The organism is Stenotrophomonas sp. STEN063 (assembly GCF_056854515.1).
The window spans coordinates 23613-42122 of sequence record NZ_JBXFWF010000039.1 but is presented as its reverse complement, the minus strand read 5'-3'; the positions used below and the strand labels follow the sequence as shown (position 1 = coordinate 42122).

Annotated in this window: 15 protein-coding genes; 3 read left to right on the top strand and 12 right to left on the bottom strand. The window is 64.5% G+C overall.

Annotation, left to right across the window (positions count from 1 at the left end; genetic code table 11):
• Window positions 1-100 precede the first annotated feature (100 nt).
• Window positions 101-1765: an ATP-dependent RNA helicase RhlB gene (gene rhlB / locus AC1VWL_RS11765; RefSeq protein WP_482986814.1), complete on the bottom strand. Its 1665-nt coding sequence runs from the start codon at window positions 1763-1765 to the stop codon at window positions 101-103.
• Between the two features lie 196 nt (window positions 1766-1961).
• On the opposite strand from rhlB, the gene trxA reads away from it, so the two are divergent.
• On the top strand, window positions 1962-2291 hold the full coding sequence (gene trxA, locus AC1VWL_RS11760) for a thioredoxin TrxA (RefSeq protein WP_057628040.1): 330 nt from the start codon (window positions 1962-1964) through the stop codon (window positions 2289-2291).
• Between the two features lie 225 nt (window positions 2292-2516).
• Window positions 2517-4271 carry a transcription termination factor Rho gene (gene rho, locus AC1VWL_RS11755; RefSeq protein ID WP_482986813.1) on the top strand — a complete coding sequence of 585 codons (1755 nt, stop codon included), beginning with the start codon at window positions 2517-2519 and terminating at the stop codon, window positions 4269-4271.
• Between the two features lie 184 nt (window positions 4272-4455).
• Here rho and AC1VWL_RS11750 read toward each other — a convergent pair whose 3' ends face one another.
• The 11 genes from AC1VWL_RS11750 to AC1VWL_RS11700 form a co-directional block, all read right to left on the bottom strand.
• Entirely contained in the window at window positions 4456-5334 is an 879-nt protein-coding gene (locus AC1VWL_RS11750) for an energy transducer TonB (RefSeq protein ID WP_482986812.1), read from the bottom strand.
• Between the two features lie 60 nt (window positions 5335-5394).
• Window positions 5395-7125 (bottom strand): bifunctional isocitrate dehydrogenase kinase/phosphatase, encoded by a 1731-nt coding sequence (gene aceK / locus AC1VWL_RS11745; protein WP_482986811.1) that lies wholly within the window; start codon window positions 7123-7125, stop codon window positions 5395-5397.
• 506 nt (window positions 7126-7631) lie between these two features.
• Entirely contained in the window at window positions 7632-8048 is a 417-nt protein-coding gene (locus tag AC1VWL_RS11740) for a roadblock/LC7 domain-containing protein (RefSeq protein ID WP_482986810.1), read from the bottom strand.
• Window positions 8041-8589: a GTP-binding protein gene (locus tag AC1VWL_RS11735; protein WP_282272045.1), complete on the bottom strand. Its 549-nt coding sequence runs from the start codon at window positions 8587-8589 to the stop codon at window positions 8041-8043. Before AC1VWL_RS11735 ends, AC1VWL_RS11740 begins: the two co-directional genes overlap by 8 nt.
• Window positions 8586-9554 carry a hypothetical protein gene (locus tag AC1VWL_RS11730; protein ID WP_482986809.1) on the bottom strand — a complete coding sequence of 323 codons (969 nt, stop codon included), beginning with the start codon at window positions 9552-9554 and terminating at the stop codon, window positions 8586-8588. Before AC1VWL_RS11730 ends, AC1VWL_RS11735 begins: the two co-directional genes overlap by 4 nt.
• A 249-nt stretch (window positions 9555-9803) precedes the next feature.
• Window positions 9804-12035, bottom strand: a complete 2232-nt coding sequence (locus AC1VWL_RS11725; RefSeq protein WP_482986808.1) for an NADP-dependent isocitrate dehydrogenase — start codon at window positions 12033-12035, stop codon at window positions 9804-9806.
• A gap of 699 nt (window positions 12036-12734) precedes the next feature.
• Window positions 12735-13214: a hypothetical protein gene (locus AC1VWL_RS11720; RefSeq protein ID WP_482986807.1), complete on the bottom strand. Its 480-nt coding sequence runs from the start codon at window positions 13212-13214 to the stop codon at window positions 12735-12737.
• 49 nt (window positions 13215-13263) lie between these two features.
• Complete coding sequence (locus AC1VWL_RS11715) at window positions 13264-13566, bottom strand: LysM peptidoglycan-binding domain-containing protein (protein WP_481614875.1); 303 nt, start codon at window positions 13564-13566, stop codon at window positions 13264-13266.
• 99 nt (window positions 13567-13665) lie between these two features.
• On the bottom strand, window positions 13666-14475 hold the full coding sequence (queF, locus tag AC1VWL_RS11710; RefSeq protein WP_481614874.1) for an NADPH-dependent 7-cyano-7-deazaguanine reductase QueF: 810 nt from the start codon (window positions 14473-14475) through the stop codon (window positions 13666-13668).
• Window positions 14476-14557: 82 nt separating this feature from the next.
• The gene (locus AC1VWL_RS11705; RefSeq protein ID WP_482986806.1) at window positions 14558-15421 is read right to left on the bottom strand and encodes a DUF4261 domain-containing protein; all 864 of its coding nucleotides are present in this window, start codon (window positions 15419-15421) and stop codon (window positions 14558-14560) included.
• Window positions 15422-15466: 45 nt separating this feature from the next.
• On the bottom strand, window positions 15467-16786 hold the full coding sequence (locus tag AC1VWL_RS11700; protein ID WP_482986805.1) for an amidohydrolase: 1320 nt from the start codon (window positions 16784-16786) through the stop codon (window positions 15467-15469).
• A 455-nt stretch (window positions 16787-17241) separates the two neighbouring features.
• Between AC1VWL_RS11700 and AC1VWL_RS11695 the strand changes: the two genes are divergently transcribed.
• Window positions 17242-18483, top strand: a complete 1242-nt coding sequence (locus tag AC1VWL_RS11695; protein ID WP_482986804.1) for an efflux RND transporter periplasmic adaptor subunit — start codon at window positions 17242-17244, stop codon at window positions 18481-18483.
• Window positions 18484-18510 lie beyond the last annotated feature (27 nt).

The window sequence follows — 18510 nt, the reverse complement described above, 5'->3', positions numbered from 1 at the left end:
GTGAGGTGGGGCGGGGGCGCGCGGCGCGCGTGTCGTGGGTTGGTCGCGAGCCCTGTCCGGCCGCCCCCCCCCCCCCCCCCCCACTACAGGCTCGCGGCGATCAGCTGCCCGACAGCATCCGGCGGATCTTGCGGCCCAGGCGGGTCAGGAACGAGTCGCTGTCGTTGCCAGCACGCATCGGCTTGGCCTGTACCTGCACCGGGCCGTTGGTGTTGACCACTGCCGGTGCTGCACCTTCGGCACCCTCAACCGGGCGACCGTGGCGACGGCGGCGACGCTTGCGCGGTGCGCGCTCGCCTTCCACTGCCGGGCTGTTGGCCGCATTCGGCGCACCTTCAGCGACCGGACGCGGCGGCTTGGATGTGCCTTCGGCATTGGCCGGGGCGCCTTCGACGCGCGGCTTGCGCGGGCCACGCGGCTTGCCGTCGGCGCTGCGCTCGCCGCGGCGTTCACCGGGCTTGCCACCGCTGCGACCACCGCCACGACGGGCTTCGTCGGCGGCCTTCTGCTCGCGGGCTTCGCGGAAGATGGCACCAACGCTCTCACCTTCTTCGCCTTCCGGCAGCGGCGCGCGCTCGGGACGCGGCAGCGCGGTCATCAGTTCGGCGGTAACCGACTCGACCGGAATCTTCTGCTCGATGTAGGCCTCGATGTCCGGCAGGCTCATCGCATAGCGCTCGCAGGCGAAGCTGATCGCATCACCTTCTTCGCCCAGGCGCGCGGTACGGCCGATGCGGTGCACGTAGTCTTCGGCGTCGAACGGCAGGTCGTAGTTGTAGACGTACTTGATGCCGTCGATGTGCAGGCCGCGTGCGGCCACATCGGTGGCCACCAGGATTTCCAGCTGGCCCTTCTGGAAGCGGTTGAGCAGGCTCTCACGCTTTTTCTGCGGCACGTCACCGGACAGCACGCCAACACGGTAACCGGCCTTTTCCAGAGCGCGTGCAACACGCTCGACGAATACCTTGGTGTTGACGAACACCATGGTGCGGGCGCCTTCACTGCGCGACAGCAGGCCGATCAGCAGCGGCAGCTTTTCTTCGTCGGCCGGGAAGTAGATACGCTGGCGGACGCGGTCGGCGGTGATGCTTTCGGTCTCCACCACCAGCTTCTGCGGCTCGTTCATGTGCTCATAGGCCAACTCCAGCACGCGATGGCTGAGGGTGGCGCTGAACAGCAGGGTCTGGCGCGTGGTGCGCTCCGGCATGCGCCGCAGCAGGAAGCGGATGTCCTTGATGAAGCCCAGGTCGAACATGCGGTCGGCTTCGTCCAGCACGCAGATTTCGCAGGCGTGCAGCGAAACCACCTTGTGCTGCTTGACGTAGTCGATCAGGCGGCCGGGGGTGGCGATGATCACGTCCACGCCCTGCTGCAGCAGCTCGCGCTGCTTGTCATAGTCCACGCCACCGTAGACCAGCGCGAAGCGCAGGCCGGTGTCGGCGGCGAACTTCATCGCGTCCTTGTGGATCTGGATGGCCAGCTCGCGGGTCGGTGCCAGGATCAGCGCGCGCGGATCTTCCGGCTTGCGGTCAGCCAGCGCCGGACGGGTCAGCAGGCGGTTGGCGACGGCGACCAGGAAGGCCAGCGTCTTGCCGGTACCGGTCTGGGCCTGGCCGGCAACGTCGCCGCCCGGCAAAGCCACCGGCAGGGTCAGCGCCTGAATGGGGGTGCAGCGGGTGAAACCCGCGCCTTCAAGGCCCGCCAGCAAGGCCGGCTGCAGCTCGAAGGAGGAAAATGTCACGTCGGTTAGCGGTTTGTCGCTCATTGATTTCGTCTTTGTAGTGCCAGCCGGTCAGTGTGGCCGGGCAGCTTGCATCGATTCGGGCACCGTCGCACACTGCGGCCCCTGCGCCGGGTCGCGCGACACCTGGGCCCTGCCCACTGTCCGCGCAATGCCCCAGTTTACCGCAATGCGACCGCCAACCCGGCATGGGCAGTCGCATTGCACCAGGAGACTCCAAGTGAGCGATAAGGTTTTACACGTCGGCGACGCCGACTTCGACAGCGCCGTCCTGCAATCGAGCGAACCGGTCCTGGTGGATTTCTGGGCTGAATGGTGCGGCCCGTGCAAGATGATTTCCCCGGTCCTGGACGAATTGGCTGACGCCTATGACGGCAAGCTGAAGATCGCCAAGGTCAATGTGGACGAGAACCGCGCCACCGCGATCAAGTACCACGTGCGCTCGATCCCGATGCTGCTGCTGTTCAAGGATGGCCAGATCCAGGCCACCCAGATCGGCGCAGTCGGCAAGGGCCAGCTGAGCCAGATGATCGACAAGGCGCTGGTCTGATCCAGCACGGTCCGGCGGCCCCGTGCCGCCGGCCACCGGGCCAGCCTGACCGCGGCCCAACAGGGTTTTGCAGGCGCTTGCGCCGCCACGTTTGGCGGTGTTAGTGTCGCTACATCCGGCAGCATTCGCGTGCCGCACCCTCTGGACGGGTTCTCGTCCGGACCATCCCAACCAGTTCGCAGCCCCGCAGGGCGCTCGCACATCCAAGCGAGAGGAATCAAGCACTTGTCCGAGAACACTCCTTCCGAAACCGGGAGCACCGACGCTCCTGTCGAGAAGCGCGTGCGCAAGCCGCGTGTTGCCAAAGCCGTTGAAAGCGCCGACAGCGGTGCTTCTGCCCCCGCCCAGCCAGCGCTTCCATTGCCAGCCGCCCCGGCCGCTCCGGCTCCGGTAGCCGCTGCTCCGGCAGCACCGGCCCCGGTTGCTCCGCCTCCCGCGCCCGCCGCGGCGGCGTCCAGCAATGAAGGCCAGGCCCCGGCAGCCAGCTCCGGCGACAACAACACCTCACAGGGTGGCCAGGACAACGGCGAAGGCAACAACAACCAGCAGCGCTATGGCCAGCAGAATCAGCAGGGCCAGGGCCAGGGCAACCGCCGCGACCGTTTCCGCAACCGTCGTGACCGCAATCGTCAGCGTGACGACAACGGCATGGGCAACGACGGCGGCAACGACAATTTTGTCCCACGCCAGATGCCGAGCGTGCCGGAAGGTTTCCCGGTCTATTCGCTCAGCGACCTGAAGCGGATGCCGGCACAGAAGCTGCTGGAAATCGCCGAACAGCTGCAGATCTCCGAAGGCGTGGCCCGTGCCCGCAAGCAGGACGTGATCTTCGCCCTGCTCAAGGTGCTGACCCGCCACGGCGACGGCGTCGCCGCCGACGGCGTGCTGGAAATCCTGCCGGACGGCTTCGGCTTCCTGCGTGCAGCCGAAGCCAGCTACCTGGCCGGCCCGGACGACACCTATATCTCGCCCAGCCAGATCCGCCGCTTCAACCTGCGCACCGGCGACCACCTGTCGGGCCGCATCCGCTTCCCGAAGGACGGCGAGCGCTACTTCGCGCTGTCGATCGTGGACACCATCAACGGTGAGCCGATCGAAGCCTCGAAGAACAAGGTGCTGTTCGAAAACCTGACCCCGCTGTTCCCGCGCAAGCGCTTCACGCTTGAGCGCGGCAACGGTTCCTCGGAAGACATCACCGGCCGCATCCTCGACCTGATGGCACCGCAGGGCAAGGGCCAGCGCGCCCTGATCGTTTCGCCGCCGAAGGCCGGCAAGACGATGATGATGCAGCAGATCGCCACCGCCATCACCACCAACCATCCGGAAGTGCACATGATCGTGCTGCTGGTGGATGAGCGCCCGGAAGAAGTGACCGAAATGCAGCGCACTGTGCGCGGCGAAGTGGTCTCTTCGACCTTCGACGAACCGGCCGCGCGCCACGTGCAGGTTGCCGAAATGGTGATCGAGCGCGCCAAACGCCTGGTCGAGCACAAGAAGGACGTGGTGATCCTGCTCGACTCGATCACCCGCCTGGCCCGCGCCTACAACAACGTCGTGCCCAGCTCCGGCAAGGTCCTGACCGGTGGTGTGGACGCCAACGCCCTGCACCGCCCGAAGCGTTTCTTCGGCGCGGCACGCAACGTTGAAGAAGGCGGCTCGCTGACCATCATCGCCACCGCGCTGGTTGAAACCGGTTCGAAGATGGACGAAGTGATCTACGAAGAATTCAAGGGCACCGGCAACAGCGAAGTGCATTTGAACCGTCGCATCACCGAGAAGCGCGTCTACCCGGCCATCGACATCAACCGTTCCGGCACCCGCCGCGAAGACCTGTTGATCGAACCGGAGCTGCTGCAGAAGATCTGGATCCTGCGCAAGCTGCTGCACCCGATGGACGAAATCGCCGCGATGGAATTCCTGCTGGACAAGATGAAGAACACCAAGTCCAACGACGAGTTCTTCGGCTCGATGAAGCGCTGATTCCGGTTGGAGTTGGCTGCAGGCAAAAACCCCGCTTTCGCGGGGTTTTTGCTTGGCGATGATTGGACGGACGGTACCTGCTTCGCAGCTTCCGCCGCACGTGATGAGCCGAGCCATGCTGGGCGGGGGCATTACGGTTAGCGCCGGTGCCGAGCATGGCTCGGCACTACCTCCGCATCAGGGATCAGCTGCCCTGCAGTGGCGTCAGCAGGCGCGGACCGTTGTTGTCCACCAGGTTTACGCTGCCATCGACCAGTGCATCCGGCGCAAAGCCCAGCGGATCGCTGTCGTCCCGCCATGGGGCACGCTCACGTGGGCCAGGGACGTAACTTACCCACCGCGCCGGACCCTGGCCTTCGGCAGCCGCATCGCCCAAGGAAAACCCAACCGGCACGCGTACGTTCCAGAACGCCTGCCCAGCCTCGGCGCCCTGCGTTGGAACGCGGAAGGTCCACTGCCTGGCAGCGGCAATCGCGCTCTTTGCAAGCACCTCGCGTCCAAGCCGCTGTTCGGACTCCCCGCTGAGGAAAGTGAGGTTCACCTGCTCGGCGAAAACGTCCTCGACCTTGCCATCCCGGCCAACCTTGAGCAGCAGATAGACGCTACCGGACACGCCTGCACGGAACGCCTGTACCGGGTAACGCGGTGGCGTCATCTCGATGCGTGCGATGCTCTCCGGGTCGTCACCGTCAAGGCGTGAGAAATTGATGCCACGCAGGCTGATTTCATAACGTCCAAGGTCCAGCTTACGGGCTATGACGCGCAGACTCATCGGGGCCAGTGCACGTACCGCCACACCATTCCTGACAACCGGCTCGAACTTCCATTTCAAGCCCGCGTCACGCACCAGCTTGACCACGGACGGAGGTAGCTCATCCTGCTTATCCACCCGCAGCGCAGATACCGAACCATCCGTTTCTATCGTGACGTCACCACTGACCACCATGCTGCTTTCGATCCGCTCGCGCACCGAACTGACACCGCCACTGCCAGCGGCGGCCACCACCGGCATCCCCATCACCAGCACCGCACCTACTGCCACTGCTGCAAGCATGTGTCGCATCGCACCTCTCCCTGTGTCCGGAATGCGGATTAGAGCGCAGCCGAAGTTGCGCTACAAGCATCAAGCCAAGCGCAGCGCCGCTGGATAAGGCGGCGTGTCGGGGTAGCGTCCTTCACGGAAGCCGGCCTGCAATCCCTGCCACCATTCCGGCTCGAACAACTCCGCGTGTTTTTCACGTACCACGTCCAACAGGACAGCAGACAAACCCATGAACAGCCCGAAGCGCTCCGGGAAGACATCGTTAGGGGCAACGTGGAACCACGGCTCGGCCGCCATCGCCTCCTCCTCGCTGCGCGGCTGTGGCCATGCGCGGAAAGTGCACTCGGTCACCAGGCACAGTTCGTCATAGTCGTAGAACACCGCGCGACCATGCCGCGACACGCCGAAGTTCTTCAACAACATGTCACCGGGGAAGATGTTGTTGCAGGCCATGTCGCGGATCGCCTGCGCGTAGTCGAGCGCAGCAGCGCGCGCCGCCTCGGCTCCCTGCTCGCGAAGGTAGAGATTCAAAGGCCGGAAACGTCGCTGCACGTAGCACAACGCGATCTCGACCTCGTCGCCATCGACGCGGACACTCTGGCTGCACTCCTGCACAAGTTCCTGCAGCAGCGCGGGCGCGAACCGTTGCAGGGGGAAGCGCAGGTAACGATAAGGCTGGGCATCCAGCAAGCGCCCGATGCGATCCAGATTGAATACCAGGGCGTACTTGTCTTCAACATCCTGCCGACTCATCGTCTTCGGCCACGCAAACCGATCACGTATCAGCTTGAATACCAGCGGGTAGCTGGGCAGGGTGAATACCGTCATCACCATACCGGGCGTGCCATCCGCGTGCACCAGCTGCTCGTTGTCGTGCTGCTGGAAGTGACTGAAGAAGGTGCGGTAACGCTCGGTCTTGCCCTGTTTGGCCCGGCCCAGCACCGTGTAGATCTCATCCACCGGTTTGCCCGGCAGGATACTGCGCAGGAACACCACTGCATCGGCCACGGTAGGCAGGTCGGCCTGGAAGTAGCTGCGTGAGACGCCGAACAGATGCGCCACATCGCGGCGGCGGCTCAGCACCGCCTCCGCGCGAATCCCGTTTTCATCGTTGATCAGCGCAATCACACACGGCGAAAACCTGTGCTCGCCAAACACGCGCCCGACGAGATAGGCACGTCGCTCGCGGTAGAACACGGTCTGCAACAACTCGATCGCGCGGACCGGATACGGCCCCCAATGGGCTAGGTCATCTTGCAGCCGCACCGCGATGGCCGCTGCACAACGTAGCTGGTGCGCGTACGGCAGGTCGAACGCATAGTCCGCCAACAAGCGTGAGAACGCTTCGGCCGGGCGCGCCTCGGACACTGCATAGACATGCCGCGCGACCGGATGGGTGATGGCGTCGGAGGGTTCAATGTCCAACGCCATGAACTCGATGCTGTCATCCACGCCATGGGTGGCAAACAGACGCCGGGTGAGCGTGTTGTAGAAGGTCTTGTAGAGCTCGCCGTCGATGCGGCCTTCGATCAACCCGTCGAAGTCCTGTTTGACCTGCCGCCACAACAGCTGCAGCTCGCTACTGCCCTGCAGTAGCTGATCCAGCTGGGTGCGGCATTGTGCAACACAGACGTCATACAGCTCGATGCGCTCCACTGCATCGGCTTTGGCAGCGGTCCAGTCCCGGCGCTGGAAGCGCTCGCGTGCGCGCCGGCTGATCTGGGCGAAGTCGCGGTGGTAATCATCGAAGCCCTGCGCGATGCAGCTGGCGATGCTGGCGGCCAACGCGCTGTCTGTAGCCGACTCGGTCATGACGGCATGACCAGACGTTGCCGAGGTGCTGGGTCAATGCAGGTACGGGGCAATCGCATGCGGGAGAACACCGGGGAGTTGCGCTGACCATACGCCACTGGCTGCTGTTCGGGGCAGGCCTGGGCGTGGAGTTGTCGTGGATTGGGGGTTTCGCGCCAGGAGCACCCCTCCCCAACCCTCCCCTTTGCTACGCAAAAGGGAGGGGGTGGATCGCGGCCATCTGCAGGTTGCGTGCGAGCGCAAGCTCCGCCCCCTCGCTTGCGCCTAGCGCAGGGGAGGGCTTTGGCTTTGGCTTTGGCTTTGGCTTTGGCTTTGGCCTTGGCCTTGGCCTTGGCCTTGGCTTTGGCTTTGGCCTTGGCTTTGGCTTTGGCTTTGGCTTTGGCTTTGGCTTTGGCCTTGCCTTTTGATTTAGCCCTTCTCCCGCCCGCGGGAGAAGGGTTGGGATGAGGGGAGCTTTGGCTTTGGCCTTGGCTTTGGCTCCAATGCAGCCGCAGCCAGTGCCGCCCTCACTCCCCGGACAATTCCGCCTGGATCTTGCGCCCGCACTCGCGCGCACTCCACAGCACATGCCCGATCACGCTGCGCTGGCCGCAAGCGGCCATCAGCAGCAGCGAGCCGCGAGGCAACTGGATCGATTGCATCAGTACCTTGCCCTCGCTGGCCTCCAGCATCAGCACGTCCATCGTGCCCAGCGCCAGCTCGCGGCCAACCGCCGAGGCCAGGGCCAGCATGGCGCTGGTCATGGCGGCCAGGCGTTCGCCACTGGAGGTCTCGGTAGCCGCCTGTGCCAGGACAAAACCGTCGATGCTGGCAACCACCGCGGCACGCACGCCGTCCACTGAACCGGTGAACTCCTGCAGCCGCTGGTCTATCACGGCGACTTCCCAGTCCTCCAACAATGCAATCGCTTTGGCCTCAGTCATGGGCACCCACCAGGGCAGCGGCTTCGACCTCACCCATCAGCACATCCATCAGCAGCATCACCGCATCCTCCGAGCGTGCGTCGAACGGCACCAGTGGCAACGGCCGGCCGGCGGTCTTCTGTGCCTGCAGCAGGCAGGCATCGAGGTCCACGTCCGGCACAAGATCGAATTTGGATACACCAATGACCGCCGGAACCGTCCCGGCGTGCTCGCGCAGTGCCAGCAGGTAACGCTCCATTTCCTGCGCCACGTCAGGGCTGGAGGCGTCAGCCAGGATCACCACGCCACGCGCGCCTTGCAGCAGCACCGGCCAGATGAACGAGAACCGCTCCTGCCCCGGTGTGCCGTACAGGCGCAGTCGATCGCCATTGGGCAGACTCACGTCGGCATAGTCCATCGCCACCGTGGTTACCAGCTTGGAAGAACTGGCGTCGGTATTGAGTACGTCGGTATCAATGACGGTGCCGCCCGCTACAGCACGCACCAGCGTCGACTTCCCTGCCCCCATGGCGCCCAGAATCACTACCTTGTGTTCGATCATGCATGGGTCCCTGTACGGTGACGGACGCTGCGCCACATCCGTGCCAGCAGGGCGCTGGCACCAAGCTTGGCCGGCGCCGGCGACGGCGCAGCTGTGGGCTCTGGCAGCTGCACCGTGGCATAGCCACACAGGTAAGCCGAGCGCATGAAGGCGCGCGTTGCGTTGCTGTCCAGTTCCAGCAGCTCGGTGCATTCGGCCAGGGTGCAGGGCTTCTTCAGCAGCAGCGAGCACAGCCTGAAACCATCGTGTTGATGGGCGAGCACACGGAAGTCCGGCCAACGCAGCAGGCTCACCCGCGCATTCTGTTGCAGGCGTCGATCAAAATCGGTCCAGTTGTCGCCGTACTGCGCCATCTGCCACAGCAGCGGCCGCAGCGGTTGCCGCGACAGGTTCTCCGCCAAGGCCTGGAAGCGCGCCAACGACAGTTCCTGCAGCGCCAACAGCTCGAATACGTCACCCAGTTGCTGGGCAAGGCTGGGACCGTGCGTTGGATGCACGTAGAGCGGCACCATCTGGTCGTGTTCGAAATCAATCAGCAGCTGTGGTTGGCCCTGCAACGACAGCACCGCACGGCCCTGCTTCTCCTGCAGGCGCTGCCGCAACAGACGGGTGACCTGCTTGGCACCGCTGGCCAGATACAGACCATCGGTGGTTGTCGGCGTGGGCGGCGGTGCCAGCGCGTGCTGGATCTGCGCCCGATCCAGATGCAGTTCGCCGCTACTGCGGCCATCGTGCACGGCGCCGGCATCATCGTGCAGCCATAAGCGCATCGCCGGCCGCTTGCTGGCCATGTGTTGGGCAGCGCTGCGCAACGCCGGGGTATCGCGGACCAGGAGCAGGTCGCACTGGTCCAGATCGACACAGCGTTGCAGACCCTCCGGTGGTAGCCCCGCAATCTCCCTCAATCGCCCGAGGAGCGTCTGCTCCTCCCGGGTGTCCGAGCCCACTACCAGCACCCTGGTCATGCCCTCTTCCCCTTTTGACGCGCTCGCGTCATGCGATTCCCTGCGTGTCGAATCAGGCTATTCCAGATGCTGCATGTGAAAGGGTGATTGGTCCCACATTTCGATTTTTCAGTGGCGCTTTCGGCACACGACCTTGGTCGTATCTACACGCGGTCATCACGCGAAAACAAGAAAGCCTGCCTCCTGGGAGGAGGCAGGCTTTCAATGTGTAACAGCAGCTACATCACGCCGCCATTGCTCTTACGTTGATCAGCCCTTGAGGCTGGCGATCGCGGCATTGAGGGTGGCACTCGGACGCATTGCCGGGCCAGCCTTGGCCAGGTCCGGACGGTAGTAACCGCCGATGTCCACGGCCTTGCCCTGCACCGCCGCCAGCTCGTCGACGATCTTCTGCTCGTTGCTGGTCAGCACTTCGGCCAGCGGTGCGAACTTTGCCTTCAACGCGGCATCGTCGTTCTGCTCGGCCAGCGCCTGCGCCCAGTACATGGCCAGGTAGAAATGGCTACCACGGTTGTCGATGCCACCCAGCTTGCGCGACGGCGACTTGTCGTTGTCCAGGAACTTGCCGTTGGCAGCATCCAACGCATTGGCGAGCACGGTGGCGCCCTTGTTGTCGTAACGCTGGCCCAGGTGCTCCAGCGATGCGGCCAGGGCCAGGAACTCACCCAGCGAATCCCAACGCAGGTAATCCTCTTCGACGAACTGCTGCACGTGCTTCGGCGCCGAGCCGCCAGCACCGGTTTCGAACAGGCCGCCACCGGCCATCAGCGGCACGATGGACAGCATCTTGGCGCTGGTGCCCAGCTCCAGGATCGGGAACAGGTCGGTGAGGTAATCACGCAGCACGTTGCCGGTCACCGAGATGGTGTCCTCGCCCTTGCGGATGCGCTCCAGCGACACGGCGGTGGCTTCTTCCGGCGACAGGATGCGGATGTCCAGGCCGCTGGTGTCGTGGTCCTTCAGGTACTTCTCGACCTTGGCGATGACCTGCGCATCGTGGGCGCGCTCGGCGTCCAGCCAGAACAGCGCCGGGGTGTTGCTCAGGCGCGCGCGGCTGACGGCCAGCTTCACCCAGTCCTGGATCGGCGCGTCCTTGGTCTGGCACATGCGCCAGATGTCACCGGCTTCGACGGCGTGTTCGAACACCACGTTGCCGGCCTCGTCGGTGACCTTGACCACGCCATCGGCAGCGATCTGGAAGGTCTTGTCGTGCGAGCCGTATTCCTCGGCCTTCTGTGCCATCAGGCCGACGTTCGGCACCGAGCCCATGGTCGCCGGGTTGAACGCGCCGTGCGCCTTGCAGTCGTCGATAACGGCCTGGTACACGCCAGCGTAGCAGCGGTCCGGAATGACCGCCTTGGTGTCCTGCAGCTTACCTTCGGCGTTCCACATCTTGCCGGAGTCACGGATCATCGCCGGCATCGAGGCGTCGACGATCACGTCCGACGGCACATGCAGGTTGGTGATGCCCTTGTCCGAGTTGACCATGGCCACGGCCGGACGCTTGGCGTACTCGGCGGCGATGTCGGCCTTGATTGCTTCCTGCTCGGCTTCCGGCAGCTGCGACAGGCGCGCGTACAGGTCACCGATGCCGTTGTTGGAATCGAAGCCGATCTGGGCGAGGCTGGCAGCGTGCTTGCCCAGCACGTCCTTGTAGAACTCGTCGACCACGACGCCGAACATGATCGGGTCGGAGACCTTCATCATCGTCGCCTTCAGGTGCAGCGAGAACAGCACGCCCTGCTCCTTGGCATCGGCAATCTGTGCATCAACAAACGCAGCCAGCGCCTTGCGGTTCATCACCGAAGCGTCGACGATTTCACCGGCCTTGACTGCGGTCTTGGCCTTCAGCACGACGGTGTTGCCGTCGTTCTGTACCAGCTCGATCTTCAGGCTGCCGGCGTTGGCGACGGTGGCCGATTTTTCGCTGCCGTAGAAATCACCGCCGTCCATGTGCGCGACGTGCGACTTGGAGTCGGCAGTCCAGGCGCCCATGCGGTGCGGGTGCTTGCGGGCGTAGTTCTTCACCGACAGCGGTGCGCGGCGATCGGAGTTGCCTTCGCGCAGCACCGGGTTGACCGCGCTGCCCTTGATCTTGTCGTAGCGGGCCTGGATGTCACGCGACACGTCGTCGGTCGGTGCGTCCGGGTAGTTCGGCAGGATGTAGCCCTGTTCCTGCAGCTCCTTGATCGCGGCCTTGAGCTGCGGCACCGAGGCCGACACGTTCGGCAGCTTGATGATGTTGGCTTCCGGCTTGGTGGCCAGCTCGCCCAGTTCGGCCAGATCATCGCTGATCTTCTGCTCGTCCTTCAGGAAATCCGGGAACTGCGACAGGATGCGGCCGGACAGCGAGATGTCGCGGGTTTCGACGGCAATGCCGGCGGTCGCGGTAAAGGCATCGACGATGGGCAGCAGCGACTGCGTGGCCAGGAACGGAGCTTCGTCGGTGAGCGTGTAGATGATCTTCGGCGTATTCGACATGGGGGCAAAAACTCTCTTGCTGACGGATGCGGTGCGTGGAACGGCAGCGGCGATTGGGCAGGCGCACGACCATCCAGTGGGCCGGCGCGCAAACCCCATCCGGCTGCCGGATTGGGAAACCCTTGTATTGTCGCGTTTTCGACCGGGCCGGGCAAAGCAAACCCATACGCAAAGGTAGGGAGTGGCGGGCCTGTTGCAGGGCAAGCCCGCGCAGGCCTTGTGCCGTCTTGCTCATGTCGCTCACGGCAGTGGTGGTCTCACCTGCAACCACCCACGCCATACATGGAACAGGTGCACACAGTGCGCAAACCGCGGCTCCATGCAGCAGCACGGTGCTATCTGTGGGAGCGGCGTCAGCCGCGAAGCTGAGGATCCCCACACCCCTTCATCTGATGATCTCCCTGCTTCGCGGCTGACGCCGCTCCCACAAGAATCAGCCGATGTCAGAGCCAGACAGCGGGTTCCGAGCCACTCAAATGCTCGAAATCGCCACGTTCGAACCGGCGGTATACCTGTAGCAACGGCGTCAGCCGCGACACTGAGGTTGCTCGAATCCCTTCATCTGATGATCTCCCTGCTTCGCGGCTGACGCCGCTCCTACAACAAGCATTTACGGTTGATGCAAAAAAAAAGGCGCAGCCTGGTGGCTGCGCCCATGCGTATCACCGGCGGGAGAGAGTTCGCCGGCTTACGCCTTGCTCACTTCACCTCGAACTGCTGCGGGGTACCGGCAGCCTTGCCATCGACGGTGACGTCGGCGGTGTACTTGCCAGCCGGCCACGGCGTTGCCTTGCTGAACTCGATATTGGTGGTACCAGTGTCGGTCGCGTTGAGGGTGGCGCTCTGCTCACCGGCCACCTGGCCGTCCTGATAGGTCAACTTGGCCCCGACCGGCACATTGCTGGCGGTACCGCTGGTTTTGATCGATACGATGATCTTGTCCTTGGCTGCCAACACCGCAACCGGTGCCACCGACATGTCAGCCGCTGCCGCGTTGCCGACGGTCACCGCGGTCACTGCGAGAGCCGGCGCGGCAGGTGCGGACTCAACCATCGGTGCCGGGGCTGCTGCAACCGGCGGCGGTGGCGCGACCTCTTCTTCCTTCTTCTTGCAACCAACCAGTGCAACCGCACCGACCACCGCGATCATCAAGGCACTGCTAAGCGAAGTCTTCTTCATGAATTGCTCCGAATCTGGATTGAAAGTTCGTACGTTGCGGCGTCGGAGATCAGCCCTGACGCGCAGGAATCTTCAGTATCTGTCCCGGCCGGATCTTGTCTGGGTCATCGAGGACGTCACGGTTGGCGTCAAAGATCTTTTTCCACGCGTTACCGTCGCCAAGCAGGTTCTTGGCGATCTTGGACAGGTTGTCGCCGCTCTGCACCGTGTAGTGCTGTTCACCAACGATCTCTTCCGTGCTTGTCACGTTAGCCGTGACGTCGGAGAAATCGGCTTTCTGCACTACCTGTTCGGTACTGCTGACGGTCCCGGTGACATCGGAAAAGTCGGCTTTCTTTTCAGTACTGCTCATCCAGGTTGCTCCTCCGTGACTGACGGGGAGCAACGATTGCATGAGGCCTGTTAAGGTTTCATCGTGCCGACGTAAAAACCTGCGTACGCAGCTGAATGTTTATTGACGCAGGTCGCGGATCGGGGGGCTGGCGGGCAGGCCCGGGCTGGAGCGGCGCGGGTTGATGTCCAGGCCGCCGCGGCGGGTATAGCGTGCCTCGACTTCCAGGGTGACGGGCTGGCAGCGTTGGCTCAGCTCCAGGAAGATCCGCTCCACGCATTGTTCGTGGAACTCGGCATGGTCGCGGTAGCTGACCAGGTAGCGCAGCAGGCCCTCGCGGTCGATGCGCGGGCCCTGGTACCGGATGCTGACGCTGGCCCAGTCCGGCTGGCCGGTCACCGGGCAGTTGGACTTGAGCAGGGCCGAGACCAGGGTCTCATTGGCCACCGTACCGGCATCGGCGAGCAGCAGGTTTGCATCGGGCGGGCCATAGCTGTCGATGGCGACATCCAGGTGGTCAATGCTCTCACCTGCCGCCTGTTCTACCGGCGGCAGGCCGAACTCCACCCGCACATCTGCACCGGCGCAGGCCGACAGATCGGTGGCAATGCGCTCGCGCACGGCTTCGGCACGGTTGAAACGTGCCCCGTTGAGCGAGTTCAGGTACAGCTTGAGCGACTTGGACTCGATCAGGTTCGGCGAGGTGCCGGGCACGTACAGGGTTGCGGTTTCCACGCAGGGCTTGCCGCGCGCGTCCAGCCAGCCCAGCTCATAGATATGCCAGCGATCCTCGCCGACGAACGGCAGTTCGCTGCCCAGGCCGATCTCGGCACGGGCGCCAGCGCGCGGGATCGGGAACAGCAGACTGGCGTCGTACTGGCGGGGGTAGTCGACCTCACGGCCGAGGCTGGAATCTTGGGGAGTGTTCATCGGCCCCATTGTAGTTGCGCCAGCTTGAGCGCCGGATATACCGAGGCGCTCATTCGCACGAAAACCGGTACCTGGCGCAGCTTCAGTTCAGCAGCCGCGCCCACCACGATTTGCCTGGCTTGGCCTGCGGGATCTCCTCGCTCACCAGCCGCATCACCTCCCGCTCCGGGTCCAGCGCCGAGGGGCCGTAGACCACGCGGATTCGCTCCTCCTCGGTCGCCCCGAGGGTGTCGCCATTGCTGATGACCATGCCGTTCTCGATCAGGTAATCGACGATGCCGGTGAGGCGGCTGAACACGCCTTCGGCAGTTTCCCCGGTCTCGGGAATCTCGATGTCCATCAGGCCCAGCATGTCCATGCCGCGGGTATGGCCGGTCATCACCCCGTCCGGGCGCTGGCCGACATTGATCGCCACCCAGGCGATCGGCAGCGGCTCGGGCAAGGTGGCCTGGGTCAGCTCGCGGAACAGGCTTGGCAGCACCACGTGATTGGCGCTGCCGAAGTACACCGCCTCGATGCTGTTGGACACGGCCACCGCCGACGCCAGCACACGACTGAGCAGTGCCGCCTGTGCGACCAGATTGGTCTCCTGCCCGTCGTCGCCGAAGCGCATCACGGTGACGATGGTGTGTGCGGCGTAGTCCACCGGTGCCGGCGTGGCGTCTGGCCACAGCCGGCTGTGTGCGCAGATCTGCGCGATGTCATCGCCGATCTGCACCGGGATCGGCATCAACGCGATCAGGTAGTCGGCGTATTCCAGACACAGCATCGGCGAATCGTCGCCATCGGTATCCTTGTCGACAGTGCCATCCGTCGTTGCCTCGCCCAGCCGCAGCAGCGATTGGTCCAGGTCGGGCCAATCGCTGCGCATCTGCGCAAGCAGGGCTTCGGCGGTGAGCTGAGGGTCGAGCTGCGACTGCAGCAGCATGGCCAGGCTGGCTGTCATGGAGCGCCTTCTTCCTTGTAGGTAAGCCCCCGACACTACCCGGACTCAACCTGCCTTGTCACCGTGCAGGTAATCCAGCGACACCTGCAACAGCGCGCGCAGGCCCACATCCAGTGCCTTTTCGTCGAGCAGGAACTTGGGCGAATGATTGCTCGGCGCGGTAGCCGGATCGATGCCGGCACCAGTGGAACCGACGAAGAAGAACATCGACGGCACCTGCTGTGCGTACAGCGAGAAGTCCTCCGAGCCCATCTGCAGCGGCGGCTCGTAGACGTTGGCCTTGCCCACCACCGCCTGCAGGCTGGGCAGCATGCGCGCGGTCAGTGCCGGATCGTTGACCGTGGCCGGGTTGCCGTCCTTCTCATAGATGTCGGTGACAGCCGTCGCACCGTGGGCGGCGGCGGTGTGCTCGGCGACGTTGCGCAAGTCGGCGAAGATCTGCTTGCGCATGTCCGGGTCGAAGGTGCGGATGGTACCCACCATCTCCACCGAGTCGGGAATGATGTTGTAGCGGATGCCGCCCTTGATCGCGCCGAAGGTGAGCACTGCCGGCTGCTTGGACAGGTTGGCGCGGCGGCTGACGATGGTCTGCGCGGTACCGATAAGGTCGGAGGCCGCAACAATCGGGTCAACGCCGTTCCACGGCGCCGAGCCGTGGGTCTGGCGACCATTGACGGTGATACCGAACCGGTCGGAGGCCGCCATCAGCGGGCCGCCGCGCACGGCGATCTGGCCGGCCTGCACGCTGGAGAACACATGCAGGCCGAACACCGCCTCCGGCTTGAAGTCCTTGAACAGGCCTTCCTTCAACATCAGGTCGGCGCCGCCCTGCTCCGGCGGCGGCGCGCCTTCCTCGGCCGGCTGGAAGATCAGCATCACTTCGCCGGGCAGCGTGTCGCGCATGGCGACCAGCGCGTCGGCCACGCCCAGCAGGGTTGCGGTGTGCGCGTCATGGCCACAGGCATGCATCACCCCGACCTGCTCGCCGCGGTACTCGGCGGTGGCCTTGGAGGCGAACGGCAGGCCGGTCTGTTCGGTGACCGGCAGCGCGTCCATGTCGGCGCGCAGGGCGATCTTCGGGCCGGGCAGCCCGCCCTTGATGATGGCGACCACGCCGTGCACGGCCACGCCGGTCTTCGGGTTCAGGCCCATTGCACGCAGGCGCTCGGCGACCTTGGCCGCGGTGCGTTCTTCGCGGTTGGAGAGCTCCGGATGGGCGTGGAAGTCACGACGCCAATCCACCACCTGCTGCTGCAGGCGAGTGGCGGCAGCTGCCACCTCGGGCCGCTGGGCGGCATCCTGGGCCTGCGCCAGCGGGGCAAGGGCGCATAGCAAGGCAGACAGCAACACGGTCTTGCGGGCCATCAGCAACTCTCCTTCAAATCGGTGACAGGGTGAATGTAGGCCAATCATGGGCCAAGCGCCCGCCGGCTGGGAACCGACACGATGTAAGTAATCCGGCGTAGTGCCGAGCCATGCTCGGCAAGGGCCTGCCCCGCAACCACCGGCTTATGGGAGCGGCGTCAGCCGCGAAACTGATGGCCTCCCGGATCGCAGGCCAATTGGTGGTTCCCAATGTGCCGGCTTCGCGGCTTACGCCGCGCCCACAGCATTCCTGCTGGTTGATGCGACGCTGGGAAGGCCCCTGCCGAGCATGGCTCGGCACTACAACATCAGGTCAACCGATGCCGCGATGGAACGTTCATCACCTGCACGGGTCTGTATGCGTGGCCCATCGGTCATGCCTCCATGACAACAGGCGCGGCGGTATCCTCTGCGCCTTGTTTGCCCTCCCCTATCGGTTCCTCAGGAGTTTTCGCATGTCGCGTTTCTGGAAGATCGTACTGCTGGTCATTGCAGTGCTGCTGGTGGCCGGTATCGGCTATCGGGTGATGGGGGGCGGCAAGCAGAAGGCCGGTGCGGCGCAGGCAGGCATGAGCCAGGGCGGCCAGGGTGAGCAGGACAAGGACCCGGTGCCGGTGACCGCGGTCAGCGCCGAGAAGAAGGACGTGCCGGTCTACCTGACCGCGCAAGGTACGGTGACCGCGTTCAATACCGTCACCGTCAGCCCGCAGGTCGGTGGCCAGCTGCTCAGCGTCAACTTCCGCGAAGGCCAGGCGGTCAAGAAGGGCGAGCTGCTGGCGCAGATCGACCCGCGCACCTTCCAGGCACAGTACGACCAGGCCGTCGCCAGCAAGCGCCAGAACGAAGCCCTGCTGGCTACCGCACAGTCCAACTATGCACGCTCCAACTCGCCGGAATACCGCCAGTTCGTCGCCCAGACCGACCTGACAACGCTGCGCAACCAGGTGACCCAATACCAGGCCGCCGTCGCCGCCTCGCAGGCCTCGGCCGCACAGGCCAAGGTGCAGCTGGACTACACCCGCATCACCTCGCCGATCAACGGTATCGCCGGTATCCGTGCGGTTGACCCGGGCAATGTGGTCAGCGCCGGCAGCCAGATCGTCACCGTCACCCAGCTGCAGCCGGCCTATGTGCTGTTCAACCTGCCCGAGCAGCAGCTCGACGCGGTACGCAGTGCACAGGCTGCAGGCCCTTTGCAGACCGCCACCCTGGACCGCGAAGGCGGCAGCGTGGTCAATGCCGACGGCGTGCTGCAGGTGGTGGACAACCAGATCAGCAGCAGCAGCGGCACCTTCCGTCTGCGTGCGCAATTCCCCAATGCCAACGACGCATTGTGGCCGGGCCAGTTCGTCAACGTGCAGATGAAGCTCAACGTGCTGCCCGGCGCGATCGTGGTGCCGGCCGAAGCGGTGCAGCGCAGCAGCACCAGCGATTTCGTCTACCTGGTCAAGTCCGACAACACCGTCACCCTGCGTGAGGTGGTGCAGGGCGGTCAGGTCGATGACAGCCACGTGGTGATCAGCACGGGCCTGCAGGCCGGCGACAAGGTCGTCACCGAAGGCCAGTTCCGCTTGAAGGAAGGCAGCAAGGTCAATGCACTGGCACCGGGCCAGGCACCGCCAACGCCGACCGAAGAACAGCTCAAGGCGGCCAGCCAGAAGGGCAACCGTGGTGGACGGGGTGGCCCGCCGCGCTGAGGCGCTGGCCGGCACCCGCCTCCCCTC